This window comes from Roseivirga misakiensis, assembly GCF_001747105.1.
Lineage (GTDB): Bacteria > Bacteroidota > Bacteroidia > Cytophagales > Cyclobacteriaceae > Roseivirga > Roseivirga misakiensis.
Genome location: NZ_MDGQ01000005.1, coordinates 2,388,636 through 2,410,994, shown reverse-complemented (window position 1 = coordinate 2,410,994; position 22,359 = coordinate 2,388,636). Strand labels below are relative to the sequence as shown.

Sequence of the window (22,359 nt, the reverse complement as noted above, 5' to 3'; positions counted from 1 at the left end):
CCGTTGTGAGTATTATTAAAAAGATTGGTTTTCTTACAGCATTTATTATTCCTTGCCTGGTAGTGCTAGGGTTCTATTTAGGTGACTATTGGAATTTCTCAGCATTGATTTTCGTATTCGTTTGTATTCCGCTATTCGATTTTTTGATTGGAGAGGACCCAGAAAATGTTACTGATGATCAGGCCCTCATACTGGCTGAAAAATTCTATTACCGATTGATTACTTACATCTGGGCAGTATTTCAGGTGGCTTTTCTGTTTTGGGGTGCCTATGTTATTGCAGAAAGCGCCATGGCGCCACTATTTCTAGGTGCATTTATAATGAGCTTTGCACTAGTTACAGGTGGTATAGGAATAACAGTAGCCCATGAGTTAGGTCACAAAAAGTCCAAAATCGAAAGAGTTTATGGCCGATTGATACTAATGACGGTCTGCTATATGCACTTCTATATTGAGCATAACCGTGGACATCATGTTTATGTAGCTACACCGCGAGATCCAGCTACGAGCAGAAAAGGCGAGCCCTTTTATAAATTTTGGGTGCGATCGGTTTTTGGATCATATGCCAGTGCTTGGGAATTAGAAAAAGCAAGGCTAAAAAGAAAGAAGTTAAGTTTCTGGTCTATTAAAAACGAGATGATTTGGTACACAGCGTTACCCATTTTGTTTGGAGTGTTATTAACAACCTTGGCCAGTATCTATTTTAATAGAGTCGTGTGGGAAGTACCAGCTTTCTTCTTTTTACAGAGTATTCTAGCCTTTAGCTTGCTAGAGATTGTAAACTATATAGAACATTACGGTATAGTGAGGAGGGAGGTAGCCCCAGGAAAGTACGAGCGGGTAAATCCTATGCACTCATGGAATTCAAATCATCGGCTTAGTAACTTTTTTCTCTTTCAACTCCAAAGACATTCCGATCATCATGCGAATGCAATTAAAAGGTATCAGGTGTTGAAACATTACGAAGAAGCACCACAATTACCGTCAGGTTATCCGGCTATGATTTTGCTGGCTGCATTTCCACCGCTATGGTTCAAATGGATGAATCCTAAGTTGGCGGATTGGGAAGAGCAAGTCTATAAGCTGGCTCCTAAGCCGTCTTAATCGCTTTTTGATCAGCCCGTTTTGCGTGGTTTTTACGCTGAATGTTGCCGACCATGTTAGCAACTCTATTTCTGCTTAGCAATCGAGGGATAAAAGCACTGAGTTGGTTCCAAAAGCCTGGAATGGCCACTACCTTACCCTTCATGAGTGCATTAAAAGCATATTCAGCCACATAGTCGCTATCCATGATGTTGAACTTGATGTTCGGGTCATCATTGCCATTAGCTTTGGCAAAATTAGTCTTTGTCATGCCAGGACAGAGTACCGTGGCATTTACACCAGAACCTTTTATTTCATTAGCTAGCGCTTGAGTGAAATTTAAGAGGTAGGATTTTGACGCATGATAGGTGGACATTAAAGGACCTGGTACAAAAGCAGCTACAGACGCGTTGTTCAAAATATAGCCTTTCCCATTAGCAACCATGGCTGGTAGTAAAAGCTTCGTTAGATGCGTAGTCGTTACCATATGAACTTGTAACATGGCACGATCTTTCTCCCAACTGCTTTCGGTGAAGTAACCGAAGTTCCCGAAACCAGCATTATTGAAAAGCAAATCGATATGTAGGCTTTCCGCTTTTACAAAGTTTACAATTTGATCAGCTGCATCTTCGCTTGACAAGTCTTGTGAGAGCGTTCGAATCTCAATATCAAATTCCTCATTTAAAGAGCCTTTTGCATCCGTTAGTCCTTGTTCATTTAAGTCAACCATTAAAAGGTCGTAGCCTTTCTGACCAAGAAGTCTACAAAATTCAAGGCCAATTCCGCCTGCTGCTCCTGTAACTAACGCTGTTCCGCTCATGATGCTTTCGTTGCCCAAAAATATACAAAAAAAGGAATCTCTGAATTCAGAGATTCCTTTAAGTATAGCGTTTTAAGATATTAATCTAAATACTTTTCTACCGGTACATAAGGTAAGTCAAATGCTTCAGCTACTGCTTCGTAGACCACATCGCCTTTGATGACGTTCAGACCCATCGCAAGTTCTTTACTTTCCTTGCAGGCTTTTTCCCAGCCTTTGTTGGCTAAATCAATAGCGTAAGGTAACGTTGCGTTGGTTAAAGCAAGTGTGGATGTGTAAGGTACAGCACCTGGCATATTGGCAACGCAATAGTGTAATACGTCGTCGATTACGAAAGTAGGTTCTGCATGAGTAGTTGGCTTACAAGTCTCAATACATCCGCCCTGATCTACAGCTACGTCTACAAGTACAGTACCTGGTTTCATGTCTTTTAACATGTCTCTGGTGATCAAGTGAGGTGCTTTTGCTCCTGGAATCAACACAGCTCCAATAATTAAGTCTGAATCCTTAATCATAGCTTTAATGTTGTAGCCATTCGACATCATAGTGTTTACGTTGGCAGGCATGATATCATCAAGTTCTCTCAAACGGTTGAGGCTAATGTCCATAATAGTAACATTGGCACCAAGTCCAGCTGCCATCTTAGCGGCTTGTGTACCAACAATACCACCACCAAGTACAAGAACATTTGCAGGTAAAACTCCTGGAACACCACCGAGTAATTTACCCATACCACCCAAAGGCTTCTCTAGGTAATTAGCGCCTTTCTGTGTGGCCATTCTACCAGCTACTTCAGACATAGGAACAAGTAGTGGGAGGCTTCTGTCAGCTTTTTCGACTGTTTCATAAGCAAGACATACTGACTTATTTTCAATCATAGCCTTAGTTAATGGCTCATATGAGGCAAAGTGGAAGTATGTAAAAAGAAGTTGGTCTTCTTTAATGAGCTTGTACTCCGGTTCGATAGGCTCTTTCACTTTCATGATCATTTCAGCGATCGCGTAAGTTTCTTCAATTGTTGGAAGAATGCTTGCACCAGCAGTCACGTAGTCCTCATCTGAGAAACCACTTCCTACTCCAGCTGTAGATTGAACATAAACAGTGTGACCTCTTTTTGTAAGCTCAGCTACGCCAGATGGTGTAGCAGCTACTCTGTTTTCATTGTTTTTAATTTCCTTGGGTACGCCAATGATCATGATAAATAGACGTTTAAATTTTTGTGAGGCAAATATAACAAGTGGATCATACAAACGATTGCTATTGAATTAAAAAAGCGAATAGGTGACAGTATTCGAAAGGATATATGCCCTAAAGGACAAAACGAAAAATTATGTTCTATACAATAAATATGTCGGAAAATATAATTCTTTAAAAATGGTAAAAACGAATTTAAGATTTATTATTTCTAGGCCAGACAGAATAAAATTTTACGAACGGTCAATATTTAGTTCAAATACCAAATTTGATTTGTTTCAAATTATGCTTACTTTTGTATCCATTTTGTTGCTAAAGTCAACATTTGTTCATTCAAATTAATAGCCTGTGAAAACGACGAAGACAATAAACAGACGAAAAGTCGCTAGTGAGGAAATTCTCCAAGATTATCGTTTAGTATTCGAGAGTAGGGAAGCCAGTTTGATTGGTAGGAAAGAGGTTTTCATGGGAAAGGCCAAATTTGGCATTTTCGGTGACGGTAAGGAGCTTGCTCAAATTGCCATGGCCAAAGTGTTTAAAAACGGAGATTTTCGATCGGGCTATTATCGTGATCAGACGTTTATGTTGGCAATCGGCGGGTTAACCTTGCAACAATACTTTGCACAACTTTACGCGCATACTTCAACGGAAGCAGAACCAGCCTCTGGCGGTAGGTCTATGAATGGACACTTCGCCAATCGCCTTTTAGATGAGCAAGGTAACTGGAAGCAGCAAACGGCAATGAAGAATTCCAGTGCCGATATATCGCCAACAGCAGGACAAATGCCGCGTTTGGTAGGCTTAGCTTATGCATCTAAGCTCTACAGAGAAAATAAAGATTTACACGGTTTCTCGGACTTTTCCATTAAGGGAAATGAAGTAGCTTTTGGTACAATTGGTAATGCATCTACTTCGGAAGGCCACTTTTTCGAGTCCATGAACGCTGCAGGTGTGCTACAAGTACCAATGGTTTTATCCGTCTGGGATGATGACTATGGAATTTCTGTCCCGAAGGAATACCACACGACAGGTGGTAGTATATCTGATTTCCTTTCAGGAATGCAGCGCACCAAAGACAAGTCTGGTTACGAAATATTCAAAGTCCGTGGTTGGGATTATGAAGGCTTGCTGTCAACCTTTGAAAAAGCGAGCAAAATAGCACGTGAGAAGCATATTCCTGTGATGATTCACGTACAGGAAATGACACAACCGCAAGGTCACTCTACTTCTGGTTCTCATGAAAGATATAAGTCTAAGGATCGGTTGACTTGGGAAAAAGAACACGATTGTATCGTGAAATTCAGACAGTGGATTCTGGACAATGAATTAGCCACTGAAGAAGATATTACAGCTTTGGAAACTGAGGCCAAGGCAACCGCTAAACAAGCAAGGCAAAATGCATGGCAGGCGTTTATCCAAGATATAAAAGCTGACCAAGATAAGGCAGTGGAGATCATGGAAGCGCTTGGTGAGGAAAGTGAGTTTGGAGGCAGCATTGTTCAGATAGTATCTGAATTGAAGAAGACACTAAACGCTATGCGGCTAGATACGCTGAGAGCGGTTAAAAAAGTACTTAGAATTACTAGAACTGAGGAGACTGCTTCGAGAGCCTCTTTATTGGCATGGTTCCAACATGCAGAAATAAAAAATCAAGAGAGGTTCAACTCACATGTCATGAGCCAATCGGCAGATGCTTCTCTAAAAGTTGAGGAAATAAAAGCCGAATTTTCAGAAGCATCACCGTTGGTAGATGGTAGAGAAGTATTGCAGGCTTGCTTTGATGCAGCAATGAGTAGAGACCCGAGAGTCTTTGCGATTGGTGAGGATGTTGGTAAAATCGGTGACGTAAATCAGGCATTTGCAGGATTACAAGAAAAATACGGTGAGTTAAGAGTTACAGATACTGGTATTCGTGAAACAACCATTATTGGTCAAGGAATAGGAGCGGCATTGAGAGGGTTAAGACCGATCACCGAAATTCAATATTTGGATTATTTGCTGTACGCTATTCAAACCCTTTCGGATGACCTAGCAACCCTACAATACCGAACCGCTGGCGGCCAAAAAGCACCACTTATTATTAGAACAAGAGGACATAGGCTGGAAGGTGTATGGCACTCTGGATCTCCTATTGGTATGATTCTCAATAGTCTTAGGGGAATTAATGTGCTTGTGCCACGTGATATGACTCAAGCTGCTGGTTTTTACAATACTATGTTAAAGTCTGACGACCCAGCACTGATTATCGAGTGTTTGAATGGTTACCGACTTAAAGAAAGAATCCCTGATAACATTGGTGAATTTACGGTGCCATTGGGTAGACCTGAAGTCCTAAGAGAAGGTACTGATGTAACTGTAGTAACATATGGTTCTATGTGTAGAATCGTTATGCAGGCCGCACAAGAGTTGGAAGAAATAGGTGTGTCTGTAGAAGTTATAGATGTTCAGACACTATTGCCGTTTGATGTAGATCATCGAATTGTAGAGTCTATCAAAAAGACGAATAGAGTTGTATTTGCTGATGAGGATGTTCCAGGCGGAGCTTCAGCTTATATGATGCAGAAAGTAGTGGAGGAGCAAAATGCCTATTTCCATTTAGATTCGCAGCCCGTAACCATTTCGGCTAAGGAACATAGACCGGCTTATGCTTCGGACGGAGATTACTTTTCTAAACCAAGTGCCGATACAGTGTTCGACGAGGTATATAGCTTAATGAATGAGGCTGAACCTAATAGGTTTCCGGCACTTTACTAAAAACTAGTCTGGTAAGGGGAGAGGTAAGAAGACCTAAAGGTTTTTCTTAGTTATCTATGGAAATGCTCTGTAGTGTGAACTCTGGAGACTGTGCAGTATTACTTTCGTTTAAGGCTCTATCTCTAATTTTGAATTCAAGCATTAAAGTATCCGTTCTAAAAATCGGTAAAAATAAGCCGGAATTCATCTCGTAGGTGATCACACCTTCGATTGGCCGATCGTTGTCACGAATGAAGTTGCATGGGTTTTCTTCACTTGAAAGGCAAGGGAATCTTCCATCGAATGAAATACCACAAAAAGTCGATTCATTAGCACTACCTCTAGGTTGAGCTCGCATTTCCAATTCTTCGAAAGTTCCGTTTCTCTTCACAAAGAAATCAACTTCTATATTGAATTGGTTCTCATTAAAATTGATCAACAAGGTGTCTAAGAAGTCCTCATCACCATTTAAGTCTAAATTTTCTCGATCTTCAATAACGTAATCCAAACATGTAAATATTGGGTCTGTTGGCCGATCACCAAATTCTATAAATCCTCCAGCTCCATCAGATACGAGGGTAAATGGCTGATATTGAAGAGAGCCTACGGTACTACCATCGGTTCCATCTAGGCCTAAATCACCATTGCCGTCCTCTACGTTGAATGACAAGCTTAATACAGTTTCTTCGAAAAGTGGATCGCCTTCGTTTCTAGTTTCAAAAGTCAAATCCTCGAAACTAATAGTCGGTGTATCCGGCAAATCTGGCGGCCTGTTACAGCTCGAAATGCAGATCACTAGTGTGGCTAGTGCAAGAAGTTGTTTAGAATAGTGCCGAATTCTCATGCAAAGCATTTATAAGAGTACAATAATAGCAATATTTGCCTTAAGTATTTAGCTCGATTAAATAACGGATGGCGGTTATTAATAGTTTAACACAAAGAATATTTTCTGTCAACTCTTCGACATTTGAAGAATTGGCAATTGATATTTTCAACTTCCAGTATCAGCACAATCAGATTTACCGTCAATACTCTAATTACTTGGGAAAGGAACCTCGATCCATAACGGGTATGTCCGAAGTTCCTTTTTTACCGATCCAATTTTTCAAAGACCATAACGTAAAATCTGCCGAATGGAACAGTGAATTGGTTTTTGAAAGTAGCGGAACATCAGGCCAGCAGACCAGTAAGCACCATGTTCACGCCGAGCAACTTTATCTAAAAGGATGTCTGCAGACATTCGAACATCGCTATGGTGATATTTCAGATTACACTATTCTCGCTTTACTTCCGTCATACTTAGAAAGAGGCAACTCTGGCTTAGTTTCAATGGTTAACTATTTCATAGAAAAAACCGAGGATCCGGATTCGGGATTCTTTTTAAATGAATTTGACCAGCTTCAAAAACAGCTTCTTAAGCAAAGAGAAAAGGGTAAAAAGACAATCCTCTGGGGCGTTACGTTTGCCTTATTAGATTTTGCAGTGTCTCATCCAATTAATTTCCCCGAATTAATTATTATGGAAACGGGAGGAATGAAGGGGAGAAGAGAAGAGCAAGTGAGAACTGATGTCCATCGAATTTTAAATTCGGCATTTGGTACTCACGCTATCCATTCTGAATACGGCATGACCGAGCTATTCTCTCAAGGATATTCTAAAGGAAATGGAATCTTTTGGCCGGCACCAACTATGAAAGTCTTAATTCGAGATTTAAATGACCCATTAGACTACCCAATACATCATAAAAATGGTGGTGTTAACATCATTGATCTGGCTAACATCATGACTTGTTCTTTTATTGAAACCAAAGACTTAGGCCTAGTACATGCCAATGGATCATTTGAGATAAATGGTAGGATTGATAATTCGGAAATGCGCGGTTGTAACCTTATGCTATTTTAAAATAAACAACATTCTGGGGCGTTGGATGTTAAGAATAAGGCGCTAAGCGCTTCCTTGTTATTACTTAATTTCTAACTTTGCCCTACAACTACTCATATGAATAAGAAGAAAATCTTAATAATAGTCATGGCAATCGCCTTTTTGGGAGTCACCTCATGTGCCCAAAAAGTATGTTCTGCTTATGCAAAAGTTGATAAAGAGGAGAAGAAAGAGAAAAAGGAAGGTCAATTCTAAAATTAGACCAAATACTTTTTCACATCATCGGCACCAATACGCTCTCCACACATGATCACCAACCTTTCGGTGACATTCCTCAATTCCCGTATGTTACCTGACCAATCGTAGGCTTTTAGTGCATCGATCCCGTCTTCGGTTACTTCTTTTTTCTTGGTCCCATACTCATGAGCAATATCGTCTAGGAATTTATCCACGAGCAGTGATATATCTTCCTTTCGCTCCTTCAGCGCGGGTACTTGTACCACAATAACACTTAATCGATGGTATAAATCCTCTCTGAAGTTGCTATCGGCAATTTCCTGCCTCAAATCTTTATTTGTTGCGGCCAGAACGCGCACATTTACATTAATATCCTTATCACCGCCTACTCGAGTAATTTTATGCTCTTGGAGGGCTCTGAGTACTTTAGCCTGAGCAGAAAGGCTCATATCACCAATTTCATCTAGGAATAAGGTGCCTTCATTGGCCTGTTCAAATTTCCCGATGCGCTGCTTGTGAGCAGATGTAAAAGCTCCTTTTTCATGACCAAAAAGCTCACTTTCGATAAGCTCTGCAGGAATAGCCGCACAGTTAACCTCTATAAATGGGGCAGAAGATCGGTTGCTTCGTTCATGAATTCCTCGAGCAACGAGCTCTTTTCCGCTACCATTTGGACCAGTAATTAAAACGCGGGCATCGGTCGGGCCGACTTTGTCCATCATCTCTTTGACTTCCGAGAGAGATTCAGATTCACCGATCATTTCATAACGCTTGGAAAGCTTTTTCTTTAGCGTTTTAGTTTCTGTAACCAGTGAACTCTTGTCTAGGGCATTTTTTACAGTGAGTAAAAGCCTATTTAAATCCGGTGGTTTTGGTACAAAATCGAAGGCTCCCATTTTCGTTGCGTCAACTGCCGTTTCAATGGTGCCGTGGGCTGAAATCATGATAAACTGAGTGTCTATGCCTGCCATCTGAACGCGCTCCAATAATTCAATGCCGTCCATTTTGGGCATTTTTACATCGCACAAGGCAATGTCGTACTTATTGGCGATCAACTTATCTAGGCCTTCTTGACCATCTTTAGCTTCGTCGATTGTATACTTTTCATACTCTAGAATTTCTCTTAGGGTACTTCTTATACTTTGTTCGTCGTCGATAATCAGAATTTTTGCCATGATTTGAATTTTAATCAATATTAAAAGGTCGTGACATACTATACAAATAGTTTGCCACGACCTTTAAAAAATATAAGCTTATAAGCCGGGTTCTGTCTTACCCCGACAAGTCGGAGCGTTCTTATCATTTATCTAGCCTCATCATTGCTAATGAGGTCTATCTGCCTACCCACCTACATCGAGCGGGAACTCTCAATCGCAGGCTTATGTGGCATTTCACCGCATAGAGTTTACCTGATTTCACTACAGCTTAACCTGTACATTCTTTCTGTTGCACTGGTCCGTCTCGATCGAAATCGAGAGGCGGCCGTTAGCCGCTATGCTTCCCTTTGGTGCCCGGACTTTCCTCCCCAAGGCCTGAATAATCAGATTGGGGCGATAAGACCACTTATATTGGCGCAAAGATAATGGTAAGTATGGATTGAAGGGTAAAAGTGACGAGTTTCAAAGGTCAAAGGCTAATAATAGAGCAGGTGTCCTTTGAACTTGCCTTGACTTAACTCGATGGCGGGAGCGGGTAGCCGAATCATATCTCCGATGAAAAGCAATACCTTTAGCCATTTTTTATCTGTTTGAATATAGGATAGGTCGAAGTCTATGCCGAAGTAATACTGCCTAAAATTATTGAAGCCTGCGGCTAAGTTTTGACTATCTCTGGCGCGTACCATGTCCTGTCCACCATAGCCAAAGGCAAGATTTAACCATTTTGGGAACTTGCTTTCTTTTGCAAAAGCGTGAACATCGACCGACAACCAGTAGGTTTGTCCATTATAATCTTTAAGTAATTCCTCGGCGAGGCCATCGCCTAGTAGGTTTGGCCTTAACGGTGCCAAGCTTGTTTGGTGAAAACTCCATTTCAGTTTAATTCTTTGTTCGTTCCATAAAAGCTGTTGGCCTAAAAAAAGACCTGATCCAGCTGTATTGGCTATGATATCACCATAAGAAAATCCAAAATCAGGTGAGAAGCCATCTAAAATTTCTACCGGCAAAAGTAAAAGACTACTGACGGCACTTGACCAAAAAACAGCCTTGCGATCACTTAGCTTGGTCTTCTTTAGGAGTTCATAATTAATCCGGGATAGATTGTAAGTAGAGTAGGTGTGCCCAACCTTATCAACTTGAAGCCATTCGTCGTTATCATTGAAGAATTTAAACTTTTCTAGACCTTGCTCTTTGTACCAAGCTTGGCTTAATGCCAGCATAGTTGTACCGTATCCAATGCCTCCATAAAGCAGTATCTTGTTCAGCTTTTCATCCTTTTCATCAGCCACTTGCTGGCCAAAAACGGTAAAGGACTGACTAAACAGTAAGAATAAAGCGAGTAATGCAGCACGCATGCCGAAAGTTAATTAATCTACTTTCCTAATGCTGTTTTATAGGTGTCTATTGCTCTTAGTCTAGCAAATTTGTGCTCTACTATTGGTTCAGGGTAGTCTTTAGTCCCAAATTCAGGCACCCATTTTTTTATGTATTTGAGGTCCTTATCGAACTTTTCAGTCTGAGATTCTGGGTTAAAAACCCTGAAATAAGGTTGTGCATCGGTTCCTGTTCCTGCGGCCCATTGCCAGCCTCCATTGTTGGAAGCCAGGTCAAAATCTAAGAGTTTCTTGGCAAAATAGGCTTCACCCCATCGCCAATCGATCAGTAAGTGTTTTGTTAAAAAACTAGCCACGATCATCCGTACTCGATTGTGCATGAACCCTGTGTTATTCAATTGTCTCATACCAGCATCGACAATCGGATAACCAGTTTTACCTTCGCACCAAAGTTTAAAACCTTCTTCATCCTTTCGCCAAGGAATTTGATCGTACTGAGCTTTAAAAGCATTATCTACGATTTGTGGATTGTTTGCCAAAATCATGGCATAAAAATCTCGCCAGATCAATTCATTCAGAAAAGTCGAATTTAGTCGCGCTGCCTCTTTGGCAAGTTGACGAATGCTTATAGTTCCAAATCTTAAATGGATGCCTAGCCTTGAAGTGGCGTTTAGTGAAGGAAAGTTTCGCTTTTCCGTATACTTTTTCACCAAATCTGTATCCAACTCTTTTTCTGGAATCTGGATCGGCGATGATTCAAATCCCATACTTTTTAGACTGTGGACATCAAGTTTTTCTACCTTAAACCAGTTGTCATTGGTAAGGCTATCGCCATGAATATGTGGAGGGTGTTCTGTGTACTTAGCTTTCCATGCACGGCTATAAGGTGTAAAGACTTTGTAGAATGTACCCGAGCCAGAAACGATTTCTTCTTTTTCGTAAATCACATGGTCTTTGAATGTGTAAAAGCCTATTCCATTTTCCTTCAGATACTCCTCAACGGCCCTGTCACGGGAGGTAGCATAGGGTTCATAATCTCTGTTGGTGAATACAGCATCGATTTTATGCGTTGATGTGAGTGTTTTGAAGACTTCTTCAGGTTGGCCATAAAATGTTTTGATACCACTTCCCTTAGCTTGAAGCTTTTCATTCATTTGTAGGATAGTACGCTGAATAAATTCTACTCGTGCGTCTGACTTATCCTCTAATTTATCGAGTATCTCTCTATCGAAAATAAAGATGGGCAGGACCGGGCTGTTTTCCTTTAAAGCGTAACTGAGTGCTGTGTTATCGATGAAGCGTAAATCCCTTCTGAACCAGAAGATGTTGACTTGAGACATGGCTTATTTTTATGATCAATCAAGTAACTCTTCAAATAAGAATTAGTTCAGCCCAGGATCATTATCTTCTTCCTTTTTCTTCTTATCCTTTCTTTTCTTTCGATTGCGATTTACCCCTGAAAAGAACTCTCGTAAATTATTGAAGCTTGTTGTTTGTGTTATGCTAGCTCCAGTAGTAGTAGTTGTTGAGTTAGAAACAACATTAATAAGATCATAATTATTTCTTGAGTAAACCTTAACTCTGTAGCGACCATCTGCCGTCAGTAAATATTCTGCGGTAAGATCGCCGGCAATACTATTTACATCAGCGAGTCCGACTAAGCCGCCCTCTCTTGTTATTCTGAGTCTTCCATCTAGGAAAGTATATGAGAGTCTTAATCGGAAGGTGTTAAATGCCTCCGTATCCCATTCTTGTAAATCAAGGTCTAGGTCGACTTCTAAATTGTCGTCCAGTTGAGCAATTAGCTGGCTAAACTGATTCGATAAAAACTGACTCACGTTTTGAGTAGGCGTATTCCCGCCGATAGTCAAACCGCCTTGATCTGAGAACCGGTTTAAAACGATTAAGCTTAGTACCTGCCGATTGAGTTCTTGTTCATCACTTTGTATAATGTTCTGGAAAGCGTTGATGGCCACTTGATTTTCTGGGCCTTGTACTGAACTTAAATCGATATCAAAATTGAAATTGGGTGAAAGCATTGGCCCTTGTAATCCCAGCAGTACTTTCGTAGGAAAACGCCTATTTACAGCGGCACCTCCATTTGCATTTTCAACGGCAGCACCAGTTTGCTCTAATATTGGCTGTAGAGAAGTGTTTTGTGAGTAAGAGGCTTTAATATCCATAATGGCCGAATACGGATCTCCGAACCAGGTAATGGTACTTGGTCGCTCAATATCAAACTCTTTAGTAATAACGTTGTATAAGGAGAAGTTATAACCGCCTTCTACAATGTCTAGCCCACCCGTCATTTCAAAATCTCCTTGGGTGTCAATTTTTAACCGCAGTTGACCATTGCTTCTCCCTCTTAGAATGTCACCAGACTTAGGGTCGATGATAATTTCGACATACGCATCTGGGGTCACGTTAATGTCAAGGTCTAGTTTTAATCCCTCAATTTTAATTTTATTGACCTCATCTTCTCCTGCTTCTACAGCGATCGTTTTTGTAGTGTCGCTCCTGTTAATGAAGGTGATGTATTCCGGATTATCTGTAAAGTCAGTTCCCTCGCTGATAGGGATAATTAGTCTTGTGTTTTCATCCGTCCGGACGTTGGCTTCGATTGTTAAATTAGATGCTTCACCATTGAGGTTTATGGTACCCGTTCCATAGGCAGTTCCATAATAAGGTTCACTTAAATTAGGAGGTGTATTGAGTACTTGAAATTGGGAGAGGTCTCCCGACATGTCCAAGACAAAGTTTTTGAAGGCATCATGCGTGATCGTTCCATTAAAACTAGCATCATGATTTTCAGCATCTTTAAGAGCAATATTTGATAATAAAATGAGGTCTTTTTGAAACTCTACTAATCCGTTGAATTTGTAGTCAGTGTTTAGGTAGTTCACTTTTAATTCTCCTTGTTCAAGAAATCCTTCGCCTTTCATAACAGGCGCGGAAAAGTTACCACTAACCGCGTAATCTCCAGACATGAAACCACCAATGTTACTGACATAATCCTCTATGAAGGGTTCTGCAATTCTCAGGTTTGCATTATTAAGCGTCAAACGTAAGTCAAGTTGATCGGTAGCCCTAGAAGGAAAGAAATCACCTTCAAGATTAATAATTCTTACTTCGTTTCTGTCTACATCGAAATTAACATCAAACTTTTTATTGAGATCATTCCATTCAAGACTTCCCTCTAAGTCACCGACCAAGAAGTTGTTGACTTTCAATTCTGAAACTTCTATTTCACCAAATAACAGCGGGTTGAAGTAGAGGTTTTGAGCCTGAAGTTTTCCGTTCAGGCTGCCTGTGTAACTCTTAGTAGTAAGTGTGTTCAAATTAGCGACTGAGACGTCCTTAAACTCTATGCCAAGTGTTTTTGCAGAGTCTTTTGTAACAGCAACCGCACCATCAAAACTGATAGATTGGTCCTTATTCGTTATGCTCAGGTCTTTTATATCGATACGGCGTTCGCCAAAAAGGATTCGATTATTATCGGAGATATTCCACTCTTCATTTAGGGCGACCAGTTGCGCTTCTTGGAAAGAAAGAATGGTGCTATCCTTGTAGAAATCAACTTGCGCTTTTATGTCTGTACTGTTGCCACTGCTTTCTTGCTGGATTTTTTGTTCAATATTGATTTTTTGGCCATCCCATATCGCAATCAAATCAAGTTCTTCTGTTTCAGCAGTGTTTGCATACTGTTGTTGTTTTGACTGGATTTGCCCTAGTGTCAATACATTGTTGAGATCCTTGAGGTTGTTGGAATTTATGTTAATGCTATTGCTAAAAAATCTGATGTTGGCCCATTTTACCGAGTCAGCTTCAGCATTTAAGGTAAAGTTTTCAATCAAATCATTTGTAAAGCGTCCTTGGATCAAAGCATTTCTCGAAACATAAATGGAGGTGTCAAAAAGCTGTAATACTGGGCTAATATTGTCTAAAGAGATGTCGTAGCGGATATTAAAATTGGATGCTGAGGCCTTATTTTTTTCGGCAAAAGCAATGGCCGCATCTCTACGGCTGGAAAAAACAAGTTTATACTGTTCGTTGATGTTTTCGAGTTCGGATAGGAGTGTGGTGAATTCAAATTCTCCGATGAATGCCGCATTGAATTGATCTGAAATAAACCTTACGTCCCTTTCAGTATCATTTCTCTGCGAGCTGAATAAGAGCGAATCGAAAACAATATCATTTTCCTCATACTTCAAGTAAGTATCATTGAGGTAGATGCTTCCGATGATGCTATCTAGTTTTATGCCGCTCAAATCAAGCGAAAAATTACTCGCTAGCGTGATGTTTTCTTCTGTTAAGTTGAGTGTCTTTAATTGTGCGGTGTCTAGCTGACCAGTTACATTAAATATCTTTTTATTGTCTCTAAGGTCAATAGACCCTTTAGCGACCAAGGTCAAATTTGGGTCTGAAACATCTAAATCTCCAGAGAAAAATGACTGTGCAAATGCTCCGCTATCAATTACGATGTTTTGATAGTCATATCCGTAAATCCCTATACTTGGAATATCGGCACCTAGTGTAAAATTTGCGTCTTCTAGTGTGAAACCAGCACCTTCAATTTCTCCATTCATATTGACTTTTTGGAAAGTGGGGTCGCCAGTAAAAATGCCTAGATCAAAGTTTTCAGTTTCTAGTCTACCATTATATGTCGGAAGCTCATCAGACTCCGATGTGATTCGTGTATCTGAGGTAAAACTACCTATATCAGTATCGAACGTTCCTTCGGCTACAAAATCGCTGATGAATCCATTAAAGCTTCCGTTAAGTCTCACCTTACCTAGTTTGTCCGTGATCTCGAAGGCGCGTTTACCGATATATTTTTCTAAATCTTTAGCTACTAGTGTGGAATTATTCAAGAAAATATCGAAACCGGAGTTATTTACATCAGGTAAACCTTCAATCTGCATTTCTCCTGCCAACTCGGTGCCGTCACCAAATTTTAACTTGAATTCGTCGGAGAAGAAATCTCGAACTTCGCCTTCAAAAAAGCCATCTATCTCTACGGATTCGTTGTATTCTTTTAGCTCTGGCGCGAAATAACTAAGCTCGTCACTATGAATGACTGTGCCCTCAAAGTTGGCCTCTATATACACACTGTCCACAAAGTAACCCATGAGCCCCGGCCGATCGTGATTGAAGACGACCTCGTTTGTAATCCTAGACTTACCCATTTTTAGGTCTAGCTCATAGAAGGCCATGCCTTTCCACGAGTTTCGAAAGAAAGTTTGGAGTTCGTCTATTTTAAACCCAGAAAGACTATCAGTTGCCGTGAGCCGTTTAACATCTATCTGGAAAGTATCCGCGACTGCTTTCAGGTTCAGTAAATCGGCATTTAAGTCTATTAGTTGAAAGTGGTTATAGTCAAAGCCAGTTTTTACGCTATCTCTGGTACTATCGGAGATGCTAAATTTGGAATCTACCAGCGTGATTTGATCTATACTGAACGATCCAGCTGATCCCGCACTTGCAGTACTTTCTCCAGCAAGTAATTCTGCCAGCTTAATCACCCAATCATCTATATTGAGTCTTAGGGTAGTCTGGTCTCTTAGGTTTACATCGGCACCTTTGACCCACGCATCTTTGGTTTCGATATTCGTTTTTCCAATGATGTCGCTGAGCTTGAAAGTAAGCACCAGCTCGTCTATTCCAATCATTTTGACATCCTTTAGGTCGTAGATTTGTGTGCCGTCAATCGAGACCGCATTGAACCACTTGATGTTGATGTAATCTATTTCCGTTTTGTAGCCTGTGCCTTCGCTCAGATAGGTAGTAATACGATCGGTAAGATAATTTTGAATAGGGGGTAGATGTATGAGTAGTGCGACTGTGCCCAATAAAATAAAAGGAGTCAGTACAAGCCACAGAATTGATTTAACAATCCGTTTTTTAATAACTTGCGATCTTTTAATTTTCTCCTTCAATGCCTTCTGCTGATATCAAAATCTTGGCCATAGAATCTTCATGCGACGAAACATCTGCAGCAATCGCTGTTAATGGCAAAGTACTTAATAATATTATCGCAACGCAATCAGTCCATGAAAATTATGGAGGAGTAGTACCTGAATTGGCCAGTAGGGCCCACCAACTGAACATTGTGCCAGTAGTAGACCAGGCATTGAAGGGTGCGAATATTGACAAAAACGAACTATCAGCAGTAGCTTTTACACGAGGTCCTGGGTTGATGGGCGCTCTTCTTGTAGGCGCATCGTTCGCTAAGGCGACTGCTTTGGCGCTGGATATACCATTGATTGAAGTTAATCATATGCAAGCCCATATTTTGGCTCATTTCATAGATGATCCAAAGCCGAAATTTCCCTTTTTATGCCTAACTGTGAGTGGAGGACATACTCAAATAGTTTTGGTTAAAGATTTTTTGGAAATGGAAGTAGTTGGTGAAACCCAAGATGATGCAGTGGGTGAAGCCTTCGACAAGGCTGCAAAAATGCTGGGTTTAGGGTATCCAGGTGGTCCCATGGTCGATCGTTTGGCCCAAAAGGGTAATCCAATGCGATTTGAATTTCCGAAAACCGAAATGCCTGGATTGAGTTATTCGTTCAGTGGCATTAAGACAGGGATTCTATATTTCCTCCGAGATGAATTGAAAAAGGATGAAAAGTTCATTGAAGATAATATGAACGATTTGTGCGCGAGTATTCAGCATACTTTGGTGAGTATGCTTTTGCAAAAACTTCGTAAAGCGGCACGGCAATACAAAGTAGACCAGATTGCTATTGCCGGAGGGGTTTCAGCGAATAGTGGTTTGAGAAATGCACTAAATGATTTAGCCACTCAGGAAAATTGGCAAGTTTATATACCCGCTTTTGAATATTGTACAGACAACGCGGGTATGATCGCCATGGCTGGGCATTTTAAATACCAAAAACAAGAGTTTGTCGACCAGTCTATCAGTGCTTTACCAAGAATGAAATTTTAATGGATAACGATTTTCAGAAACTTGTAGTCGCTAAGAAGTATATCAGCGCCTTGAAAGACGAAATTGGCCACCTCAATGGAGAATTGGCTGACGCGAACGCTGAAATTAAACGACTCAAGTTTGATTTGACCCAAAAAGAGAAGCTAAGACCTGAAGAGAAATTGGCGATCAGGATAGATGAAAAAAATCAGTGGTTAACAAAAAAGAACAAGGAGTTATTCAACGAACTTAATGCTTGTAAGGCAGATAAAGAGAAACTGATTTTAAAATTAAATCAACCCAAATCATAATTTATTGTGAAGGAGTTGTTCAAAGTAGGTGATCAAAAAATTCATGAATTTCGAGTCAGTGATGATCATTTGGCCACTTTCGATTCGGGAACGGTTCACTCCGTTTGTAGCACCTTTGTTTTAGCGAGAGAAATGGAATGGTCAAGTCGCTTGTTCGTGTTGGATATGTGCGATGATGATGAAGAAGGTGTTGGCACCATGCTTCACATAGATCATAAATCCCCTGCTTTTGTTGGAGATCGGGTAGTGGTAAAAGCTACTGTGAAGCGTTTGTTAAACCAAGAGTTGATTTGTTCTATTGAAGTATCTGTTGGGGAGCGATGCATAGCAGTTGGAGAGACAGGGCAGAAAGTTTTGACCAGAAAACGGATCAATCAAATTTTCACTAGTTTAGAATAAGAGATGGCAAAGAATAAACCTCGGTTTGCCAAAACCGTGAACATAAAAAATAGAAAAGCTAGCTACGAATTTGAGTTTATAGACAAATATGTAGCTGGGATACAACTATTGGGTAGCGAGATTAAATCCATTCGTGAGAGTTTGGTCAACTTACAGGACGCATATTGCTTCTTTAAAAAAGACGAACTCTTTGTCAAACAACTCCACATTGCTCCATACGCACAAGGGTCTCACTACAATCACGAGAGTGATCGAGAGCGGAAATTGTTGCTAAATAAAAGGGAGATCAGTAAGTTAAGTGAGAAATCGAAAGAAAAAGGATTATCGATTATACCAACCCGTCTGTTTATCACTGACAGAGGTTTTGCTAAGCTTGAAATAGTTTTAGGCCGAGGTAAGAAACTTCACGATAAACGGGACTCTATCAAGGAAAAAGATATGAAACGGGAAATGGAGCGTATTAAATTCTAAAATGAGTGAAATAGGAAGTTATGGGGTAGTAAGATTGAGTTTAGTGCCTATGCGCGGTAAACCATCTGATGCTGCTGAAATGACTTCTCAACTACTATTTGGAGAGCACTATCGAGTGGTGGAGCCTTCGGATGACGGCATGTGGTTGAAGGTCAAAAATGCTTTTGATGACTACGAAGGGTGGATCGATAAAAAACAACATCACACTATTTCTGAGCCTTATTTTGATCAAATTGATAGCAGTGAGTATAAAATATGTACTGACTTTGTAGAAAAGATTCTTTTTAATCAACAGTTAAGTTTTGTTACCTGCGGCGCTATACTGCCTCTGCTCAATAATCCAATTTTTAAAGACGAAGAAAACGTAGCCTTTAACGGGTCATCTAAAAGTCTGCATCAGAAAATAGAAATACCGGCCATGATCTCCTTGGCTAAAAAATACCTAAACACTCCTTATCTATGGGGTGGCCGATCGCCTTTCGGGATTGATTGCTCAGGTTTTACCCAGGTAGTTTTCAGAATAGCGGGATATAGCCTTCCTAGAGATTCTTCACAGCAGATTCTAAAAGGAGAAGAAGTTAAATTCGAGGAAACCGTGGCAGGTGATTTAGCCTTTTTTACCAATAAAAGTGGTAAAATGAACCACGTAGGGCTGGTTATAGAAAACAACGAAGTTATTCATGCTTCAGGAAAAGTGAGAATCGATCAGTTAGATAATAAAGGAATTCTAAATGCTGAAGTGGGTAAGTACACCCATCATTTGTTCAAAATAAAAAGGGTAATAAAGTAGACTGAGAAGATGAGAAGGGTACTAGTATTAAATCAAGACTATAGTCCCATTTCAGTATGTTCTTCTGAGCGCGCATTTTTGCTCATTTATTTAGATAAAGCGGAGTTGGTTCATGAAGATCCATCTAGTCAAATGAGGTCTGTTGGTCGATCTTACCCAACGCCATCGGTAATACGGCTTCAGAAATACATTTTTATTCCTTTTAAGAGCGTTATGCTGACCAGGCAAAACATTTTCAAAAGAGACGGTAACAAATGTCTTTATTGCGGTAGCGGCAAAGATTTGACCCTAGATCACATTATGCCGAAGTCTAGGGGAGGGCATTCCTCTTGGACGAATTTAGGAACGGCCTGTAAGCGATGTAATTCTTTGAAAGGGAATAAAACGCCTGAGGAGGCTGAAATGGAATTGTCTAAACAGCCATTTAAGCCTTCCTATGTCATGTTTGTCCGGAATTTTAGTGGGTTCACTTCAGAAGATTGGCTCCAGTATTTGAGCTTAAATTAGTGCTCTATTTAATTCCTAATCACCACACAGTATTTAAAAAATAAATTCCTACCTTTGCAGTCCGTTTCGAGTGAGGCGGCTTTTTCAGCAATGGAATAGGATTTTTGTTTAAAATTTTCGTAGCGAATCGCTCTGGATGCTGCGAAAGTAAATACAGAGCAAAATTATCATGTCAGAAGAAAAAAAAGCGTCTGAGCAAGCAGAAGAAACTGTAGCAGCTCAGGCAACTCCAGAGGCACCAGCCGCTGAAGAAAAAGTAGAGGCAGCAGTCGTTGCCGAAGCAACTCCAGAAGAAGTAGTAGAAGAGCCGAAAAAAGCACCTAAAGCAAAAGCTAAAAAAGCTGAGCCAGTACAGGATGACTTTGATTGGGATGCGTTTGAAACCGGCGGGTTCGGTGAAGGTTACTCTAGCAAAGAGAAAGAAGACCTAGAAGCGCTTTACGGAGATACTTTGAATACCATCGAAGAGAAGAAGGTGATTCATGGTACAGTCGTGTCTATTACACCTAGAGATATCGTTCTAAACATAGGCTATAAATCTGATGGTTTAGTGAGTTCTTCAGAATTCAGAGATACGCCAGACCTAAAAGTTGGTGATCAGATTGAAGTTTACATTGAAGAGCAAGAAAATGCACAAGGACAGTTAGTCCTTTCAAGAAGAAAAGCTAAGATCGTTCGTGCTTGGGAACTTATCCAAGATGCTAGCGAAAACGACAAGGTTATCGAAGGTTTTGTTAAAAGAAGAACCAAAGGTGGTCTTATCGTGGATGTATATGGCGTAGAGTCATTCTTACCAGGTTCACAAATTGATGTGAAGCCAATCAGAGACTTTGATGTTTTTGTAGGTAAGAAAATGGAAGTAAAAGTTGTGAAAATCAACTACACTAACGACAACGTTGTAGTATCACACAAAGTGTTGATCGAGAAAGATCTAGAACAGCAAAAAGCACTTATCCTTAAAAACCTTGAGAAAGGTCAAGTACTTGAGGGTGTTATTAAGAACATGACCAACTTCGGTGTATTCATCGATCTTGGAGGTGTTGATGGCTTATTGCACATCACAGATATTTCTTGGGGTAGAATTAACGACCCATCTGAGGTACTTAACCTTGATGAAAAAGTTAATGTTGTTGTACTCGATTTCGATGACAACAAGAAGAGAATTTCATTGGGTATGAAGCAATTGACTGAGCACCCATGGGATAAACTTGATGCAAGTATCGAAGTTGGATCTAAAGTTGAAGGTTCAATCGTTAACGTTGCAGATTACGGTGCATTCCTTGAGTTACACCCAGGTGTAGAAGGATTGATTCACGTTTCAGAAATGTCTTGGTCTCAGCATTTAAGAAATCCACAGGATTTTATTTCTGTAGGAGACAAGCTTGAGGCAGTTGTATTGACTCTAGATAGAGATGAGAGAAAAATGTCTCTAGGTATCAAACAATTGACTGAGGATCCTTGGACTAAGCAAGATGTATTAACTAAGTACGGTGTGGGTACTAACCACAGCGGAATTGTTAGAAACCTAACAAACTTTGGTTTATTCATCGAGCTTGAAGAAGGAATTGACGGTCTTGTTCACGTTTCTGATCTTTCTTGGACTAAGAAAATCAAGCACCCATCTGAATTTGTAAAAGTTGGAGATGAGCTTGAAGTACAAGTACTGGAGCTAGATATCGATAATAAGAGATTGGCACTTGGACATAAGCAGTTAGAAGAGAATCCTTGGGATACTTTTGAGACTGTATTTACACCAGGTTCTACGCACAAAACAACTGTGATCTCTAAAAACGATAAAGGCGCTACCTTAGAATTGCCTTACGGACTTGAAGGTATAGCAACGAACAAAAACTTGAAGAAAGCTGACGGATCTAATGTTGAAGTAGGCGAGACACTTGATTTTGTAGTAGTTGAATTCTCTAAAGATGATAAGAGAATTGTGATGTCTCATACGTATACTCACACTGCACCAGCTGAAAAATTAGGTACAAGCGCTAGTAGTGCAAGAAGACCTAAGTCAGGTGGAGGTTCTGCAAAAGCGAAAGCTAAGTTGATGAAGAACGAGGACAGTGGTTCTACGTTAGGAGATCTTGATGCACTATCTGCATTGAAAGCTGAAATGGAAGACAACACCAAAAAGGCTAATGCAAAGAAAGCAGCAGATAAGAAGAAAGCGAGTGCTGAAGAAGCTGAAGTAGAGAAGCCGAAGGCGAAAGCCAAAAAAGAGGCTAAAACTGATGAAGCAGACGCACCAGCAGAGGAGACTACTGAAGAGTAATCTCTGAGAAAAATAGATAGCATCCTGAGTTTATACTCGGGATGCTTTTTTTATTGACATAATCGTTGAAAAATTGGTGCAGTTTACGATTATTAATAGCTTTGCACTCAATCAAAAGGCGTTGTGGCCGAGTGGCTAGGCAGAGCTCTGCAAAAGCTTGTACAGCGGTTCGAATCCGCTCAACGCCTCCAGAAAGGAACCTACTTTAGGTTCCTTTTTTTGTTGGTTTTTAATTTC

Annotated in this window: 18 protein-coding genes, 1 tRNA gene and 1 other RNA gene; 12 read left to right on the top strand and 8 right to left on the bottom strand. The window is 40.3% G+C overall.

All coding sequences use genetic code 11. The features are described 5' to 3' along the window. Positions 1 to 5 precede the first annotated feature (5 nt). Positions 6 to 1,103, top strand: coding sequence for an alkane 1-monooxygenase (locus BFP71_RS18185; protein ID WP_069836828.1), 1,098 nt, complete (start codon positions 6 to 8; stop codon positions 1,101 to 1,103). On the opposite strand, the gene BFP71_RS18180 is transcribed toward BFP71_RS18185, so the two are convergent. Further along, positions 1,090 to 1,902, bottom strand: coding sequence for an SDR family NAD(P)-dependent oxidoreductase (locus tag BFP71_RS18180; RefSeq protein WP_069836827.1), 813 nt, complete (start codon positions 1,900 to 1,902; stop codon positions 1,090 to 1,092). The genes BFP71_RS18185 and BFP71_RS18180 overlap by 14 nt on opposite strands. An 80-nt stretch (positions 1,903 to 1,982) precedes the next feature. Beyond that, on the bottom strand, positions 1,983 to 3,098 hold the full coding sequence (gene ald, locus BFP71_RS18175) for an alanine dehydrogenase (RefSeq protein WP_069836826.1): 1,116 nt from the start codon (positions 3,096 to 3,098) through the stop codon (positions 1,983 to 1,985). A gap of 346 nt (positions 3,099 to 3,444) precedes the next feature. Here ald and BFP71_RS18170 point away from each other — a divergent pair, with 346 nt between their 5' ends. Continuing rightward, positions 3,445 to 5,850: an alpha-ketoacid dehydrogenase subunit alpha/beta gene (locus tag BFP71_RS18170; RefSeq protein ID WP_069836825.1), complete on the top strand. Its 2,406-nt coding sequence runs from the start codon at positions 3,445 to 3,447 to the stop codon at positions 5,848 to 5,850. Positions 5,851 to 5,896: 46 nt separating this feature from the next. On the opposite strand, the gene BFP71_RS18165 is transcribed toward BFP71_RS18170, so the two are convergent. After that, complete coding sequence (locus tag BFP71_RS18165) at positions 5,897 to 6,673, bottom strand: hypothetical protein (RefSeq protein ID WP_069836824.1); 777 nt, start codon at positions 6,671 to 6,673, stop codon at positions 5,897 to 5,899. A 68-nt stretch (positions 6,674 to 6,741) separates the two neighbouring features. Here BFP71_RS18165 and BFP71_RS18160 point away from each other — a divergent pair, with 68 nt between their 5' ends. Next, positions 6,742 to 7,731, top strand: a complete 990-nt coding sequence (locus tag BFP71_RS18160; RefSeq protein ID WP_069836823.1) for a LuxE/PaaK family acyltransferase — start codon at positions 6,742 to 6,744, stop codon at positions 7,729 to 7,731. Positions 7,732 to 7,827: 96 nt separating this feature from the next. Next, positions 7,828 to 7,965 carry a hypothetical protein gene (locus BFP71_RS19400; protein WP_176723387.1) on the top strand — a complete coding sequence of 46 codons (138 nt, stop codon included), beginning with the start codon at positions 7,828 to 7,830 and terminating at the stop codon, positions 7,963 to 7,965. A gap of 2 nt (positions 7,966 to 7,967) precedes the next feature. Here the strand turns inward: BFP71_RS19400 and BFP71_RS18155 are convergent, their stop codons facing one another. The 5 genes from BFP71_RS18155 to BFP71_RS18135 form a co-directional block, all read right to left on the bottom strand. Beyond that, the gene (locus BFP71_RS18155; protein WP_069837159.1) at positions 7,968 to 9,122 is read right to left on the bottom strand and encodes a sigma-54-dependent transcriptional regulator; all 1,155 of its coding nucleotides are present in this window, start codon (positions 9,120 to 9,122) and stop codon (positions 7,968 to 7,970) included. Positions 9,123 to 9,187: 65 nt separating this feature from the next. Then, positions 9,188 to 9,517: RNase P RNA component class A (gene rnpB / locus BFP71_RS18150), an RNA gene on the bottom strand. Between the two features lie 63 nt (positions 9,518 to 9,580). Next, the gene (locus BFP71_RS18145) at positions 9,581 to 10,459 is read right to left on the bottom strand and encodes a DUF2279 domain-containing protein (protein ID WP_069836822.1); all 879 of its coding nucleotides are present in this window, start codon (positions 10,457 to 10,459) and stop codon (positions 9,581 to 9,583) included. Positions 10,460 to 10,476: 17 nt separating this feature from the next. Next, the gene (locus tag BFP71_RS18140; RefSeq protein ID WP_069836821.1) at positions 10,477 to 11,778 is read right to left on the bottom strand and encodes a cryptochrome/photolyase family protein; all 1,302 of its coding nucleotides are present in this window, start codon (positions 11,776 to 11,778) and stop codon (positions 10,477 to 10,479) included. A 42-nt stretch (positions 11,779 to 11,820) separates the two neighbouring features. Further along, on the bottom strand, positions 11,821 to 16,374 hold the full coding sequence (locus BFP71_RS18135) for a translocation/assembly module TamB domain-containing protein (protein ID WP_069836820.1): 4,554 nt from the start codon (positions 16,372 to 16,374) through the stop codon (positions 11,821 to 11,823). Between BFP71_RS18135 and tsaD the strand changes: the two genes are divergently transcribed. The 8 genes from tsaD (at position 16,374) to BFP71_RS18095 (ending at position 22,313) form a co-directional block, all read left to right on the top strand. Then, positions 16,374 to 17,387: a tRNA (adenosine(37)-N6)-threonylcarbamoyltransferase complex transferase subunit TsaD gene (gene tsaD, locus BFP71_RS18130; RefSeq protein ID WP_069836819.1), complete on the top strand. Its 1,014-nt coding sequence runs from the start codon at positions 16,374 to 16,376 to the stop codon at positions 17,385 to 17,387. The genes BFP71_RS18135 and tsaD overlap by 1 nt on opposite strands. Continuing rightward, positions 17,387 to 17,677: a hypothetical protein gene (locus tag BFP71_RS18125; RefSeq protein ID WP_069836818.1), complete on the top strand. Its 291-nt coding sequence runs from the start codon at positions 17,387 to 17,389 to the stop codon at positions 17,675 to 17,677. The genes tsaD and BFP71_RS18125 overlap by 1 nt, the downstream gene beginning before the upstream one ends. 6 nt (positions 17,678 to 17,683) lie before the next feature. Beyond that, entirely contained in the window at positions 17,684 to 18,076 is a 393-nt protein-coding gene (locus BFP71_RS18120) for a thioesterase family protein (RefSeq protein WP_069836817.1), read from the top strand. A gap of 3 nt (positions 18,077 to 18,079) precedes the next feature. Further along, positions 18,080 to 18,547 (top strand): SsrA-binding protein SmpB, encoded by a 468-nt coding sequence (gene smpB, locus BFP71_RS18115; protein WP_069836816.1) that lies wholly within the window; start codon positions 18,080 to 18,082, stop codon positions 18,545 to 18,547. A 1-nt stretch (position 18,548) separates the two neighbouring features. Next, a complete protein-coding gene (locus BFP71_RS18110) occupies positions 18,549 to 19,337 on the top strand; it encodes a C40 family peptidase (protein WP_069836815.1) in 789 nt (262 codons plus the stop codon). A 9-nt stretch (positions 19,338 to 19,346) separates the two neighbouring features. Next, a complete protein-coding gene (locus BFP71_RS18105) occupies positions 19,347 to 19,844 on the top strand; it encodes an HNH endonuclease (RefSeq protein ID WP_069836814.1) in 498 nt (165 codons plus the stop codon). 169 nt (positions 19,845 to 20,013) lie between these two features. Beyond that, the gene (gene rpsA / locus BFP71_RS18100) at positions 20,014 to 22,122 is read left to right on the top strand and encodes a 30S ribosomal protein S1 (protein WP_069836813.1); all 2,109 of its coding nucleotides are present in this window, start codon (positions 20,014 to 20,016) and stop codon (positions 22,120 to 22,122) included. Between the two features lie 117 nt (positions 22,123 to 22,239). Next, positions 22,240 to 22,313: transfer RNA gene (locus BFP71_RS18095), tRNA-Cys, on the top strand. The last annotated feature ends 46 nt before the right edge of the window (positions 22,314 to 22,359 follow it).

Coding starts and splice junctions, on each gene's coding strand:
- BFP71_RS19400 (WP_176723387.1), top strand. CDS start 7,828: ATGAATAAGAAGAAAATCTTAATAATAGTCATGGCAATCGCCTTTTTG.
- rpsA (WP_069836813.1), top strand. CDS start 20,014: ATGTCAGAAGAAAAAAAAGCGTCTGAGCAAGCAGAAGAAACTGTAGCA.
- BFP71_RS18140 (WP_069836821.1), bottom strand. CDS start 11,778: ATGTCTCAAGTCAACATCTTCTGGTTCAGAAGGGATTTACGCTTCATC.
- BFP71_RS18125 (WP_069836818.1), top strand. CDS start 17,387: ATGGATAACGATTTTCAGAAACTTGTAGTCGCTAAGAAGTATATCAGC.
- BFP71_RS18160 (WP_069836823.1), top strand. CDS start 6,742: ATGGCGGTTATTAATAGTTTAACACAAAGAATATTTTCTGTCAACTCT.
- BFP71_RS18180 (WP_069836827.1), bottom strand. CDS start 1,902: ATGAGCGGAACAGCGTTAGTTACAGGAGCAGCAGGCGGAATTGGCCTT.
- BFP71_RS18145 (WP_069836822.1), bottom strand. CDS start 10,459: ATGCGTGCTGCATTACTCGCTTTATTCTTACTGTTTAGTCAGTCCTTT.
- BFP71_RS18110 (WP_069836815.1), top strand. CDS start 18,549: ATGAGTGAAATAGGAAGTTATGGGGTAGTAAGATTGAGTTTAGTGCCT.
- BFP71_RS18165 (WP_069836824.1), bottom strand. CDS start 6,673: ATGAGAATTCGGCACTATTCTAAACAACTTCTTGCACTAGCCACACTA.
- tsaD (WP_069836819.1), top strand. CDS start 16,374: ATGCCTTCTGCTGATATCAAAATCTTGGCCATAGAATCTTCATGCGAC.
- ald (WP_069836826.1), bottom strand. CDS start 3,098: ATGATCATTGGCGTACCCAAGGAAATTAAAAACAATGAAAACAGAGTA.
- BFP71_RS18155 (WP_069837159.1), bottom strand. CDS start 9,122: ATGGCAAAAATTCTGATTATCGACGACGAACAAAGTATAAGAAGTACC.
- smpB (WP_069836816.1), top strand. CDS start 18,080: ATGGCAAAGAATAAACCTCGGTTTGCCAAAACCGTGAACATAAAAAAT.
- BFP71_RS18105 (WP_069836814.1), top strand. CDS start 19,347: ATGAGAAGGGTACTAGTATTAAATCAAGACTATAGTCCCATTTCAGTA.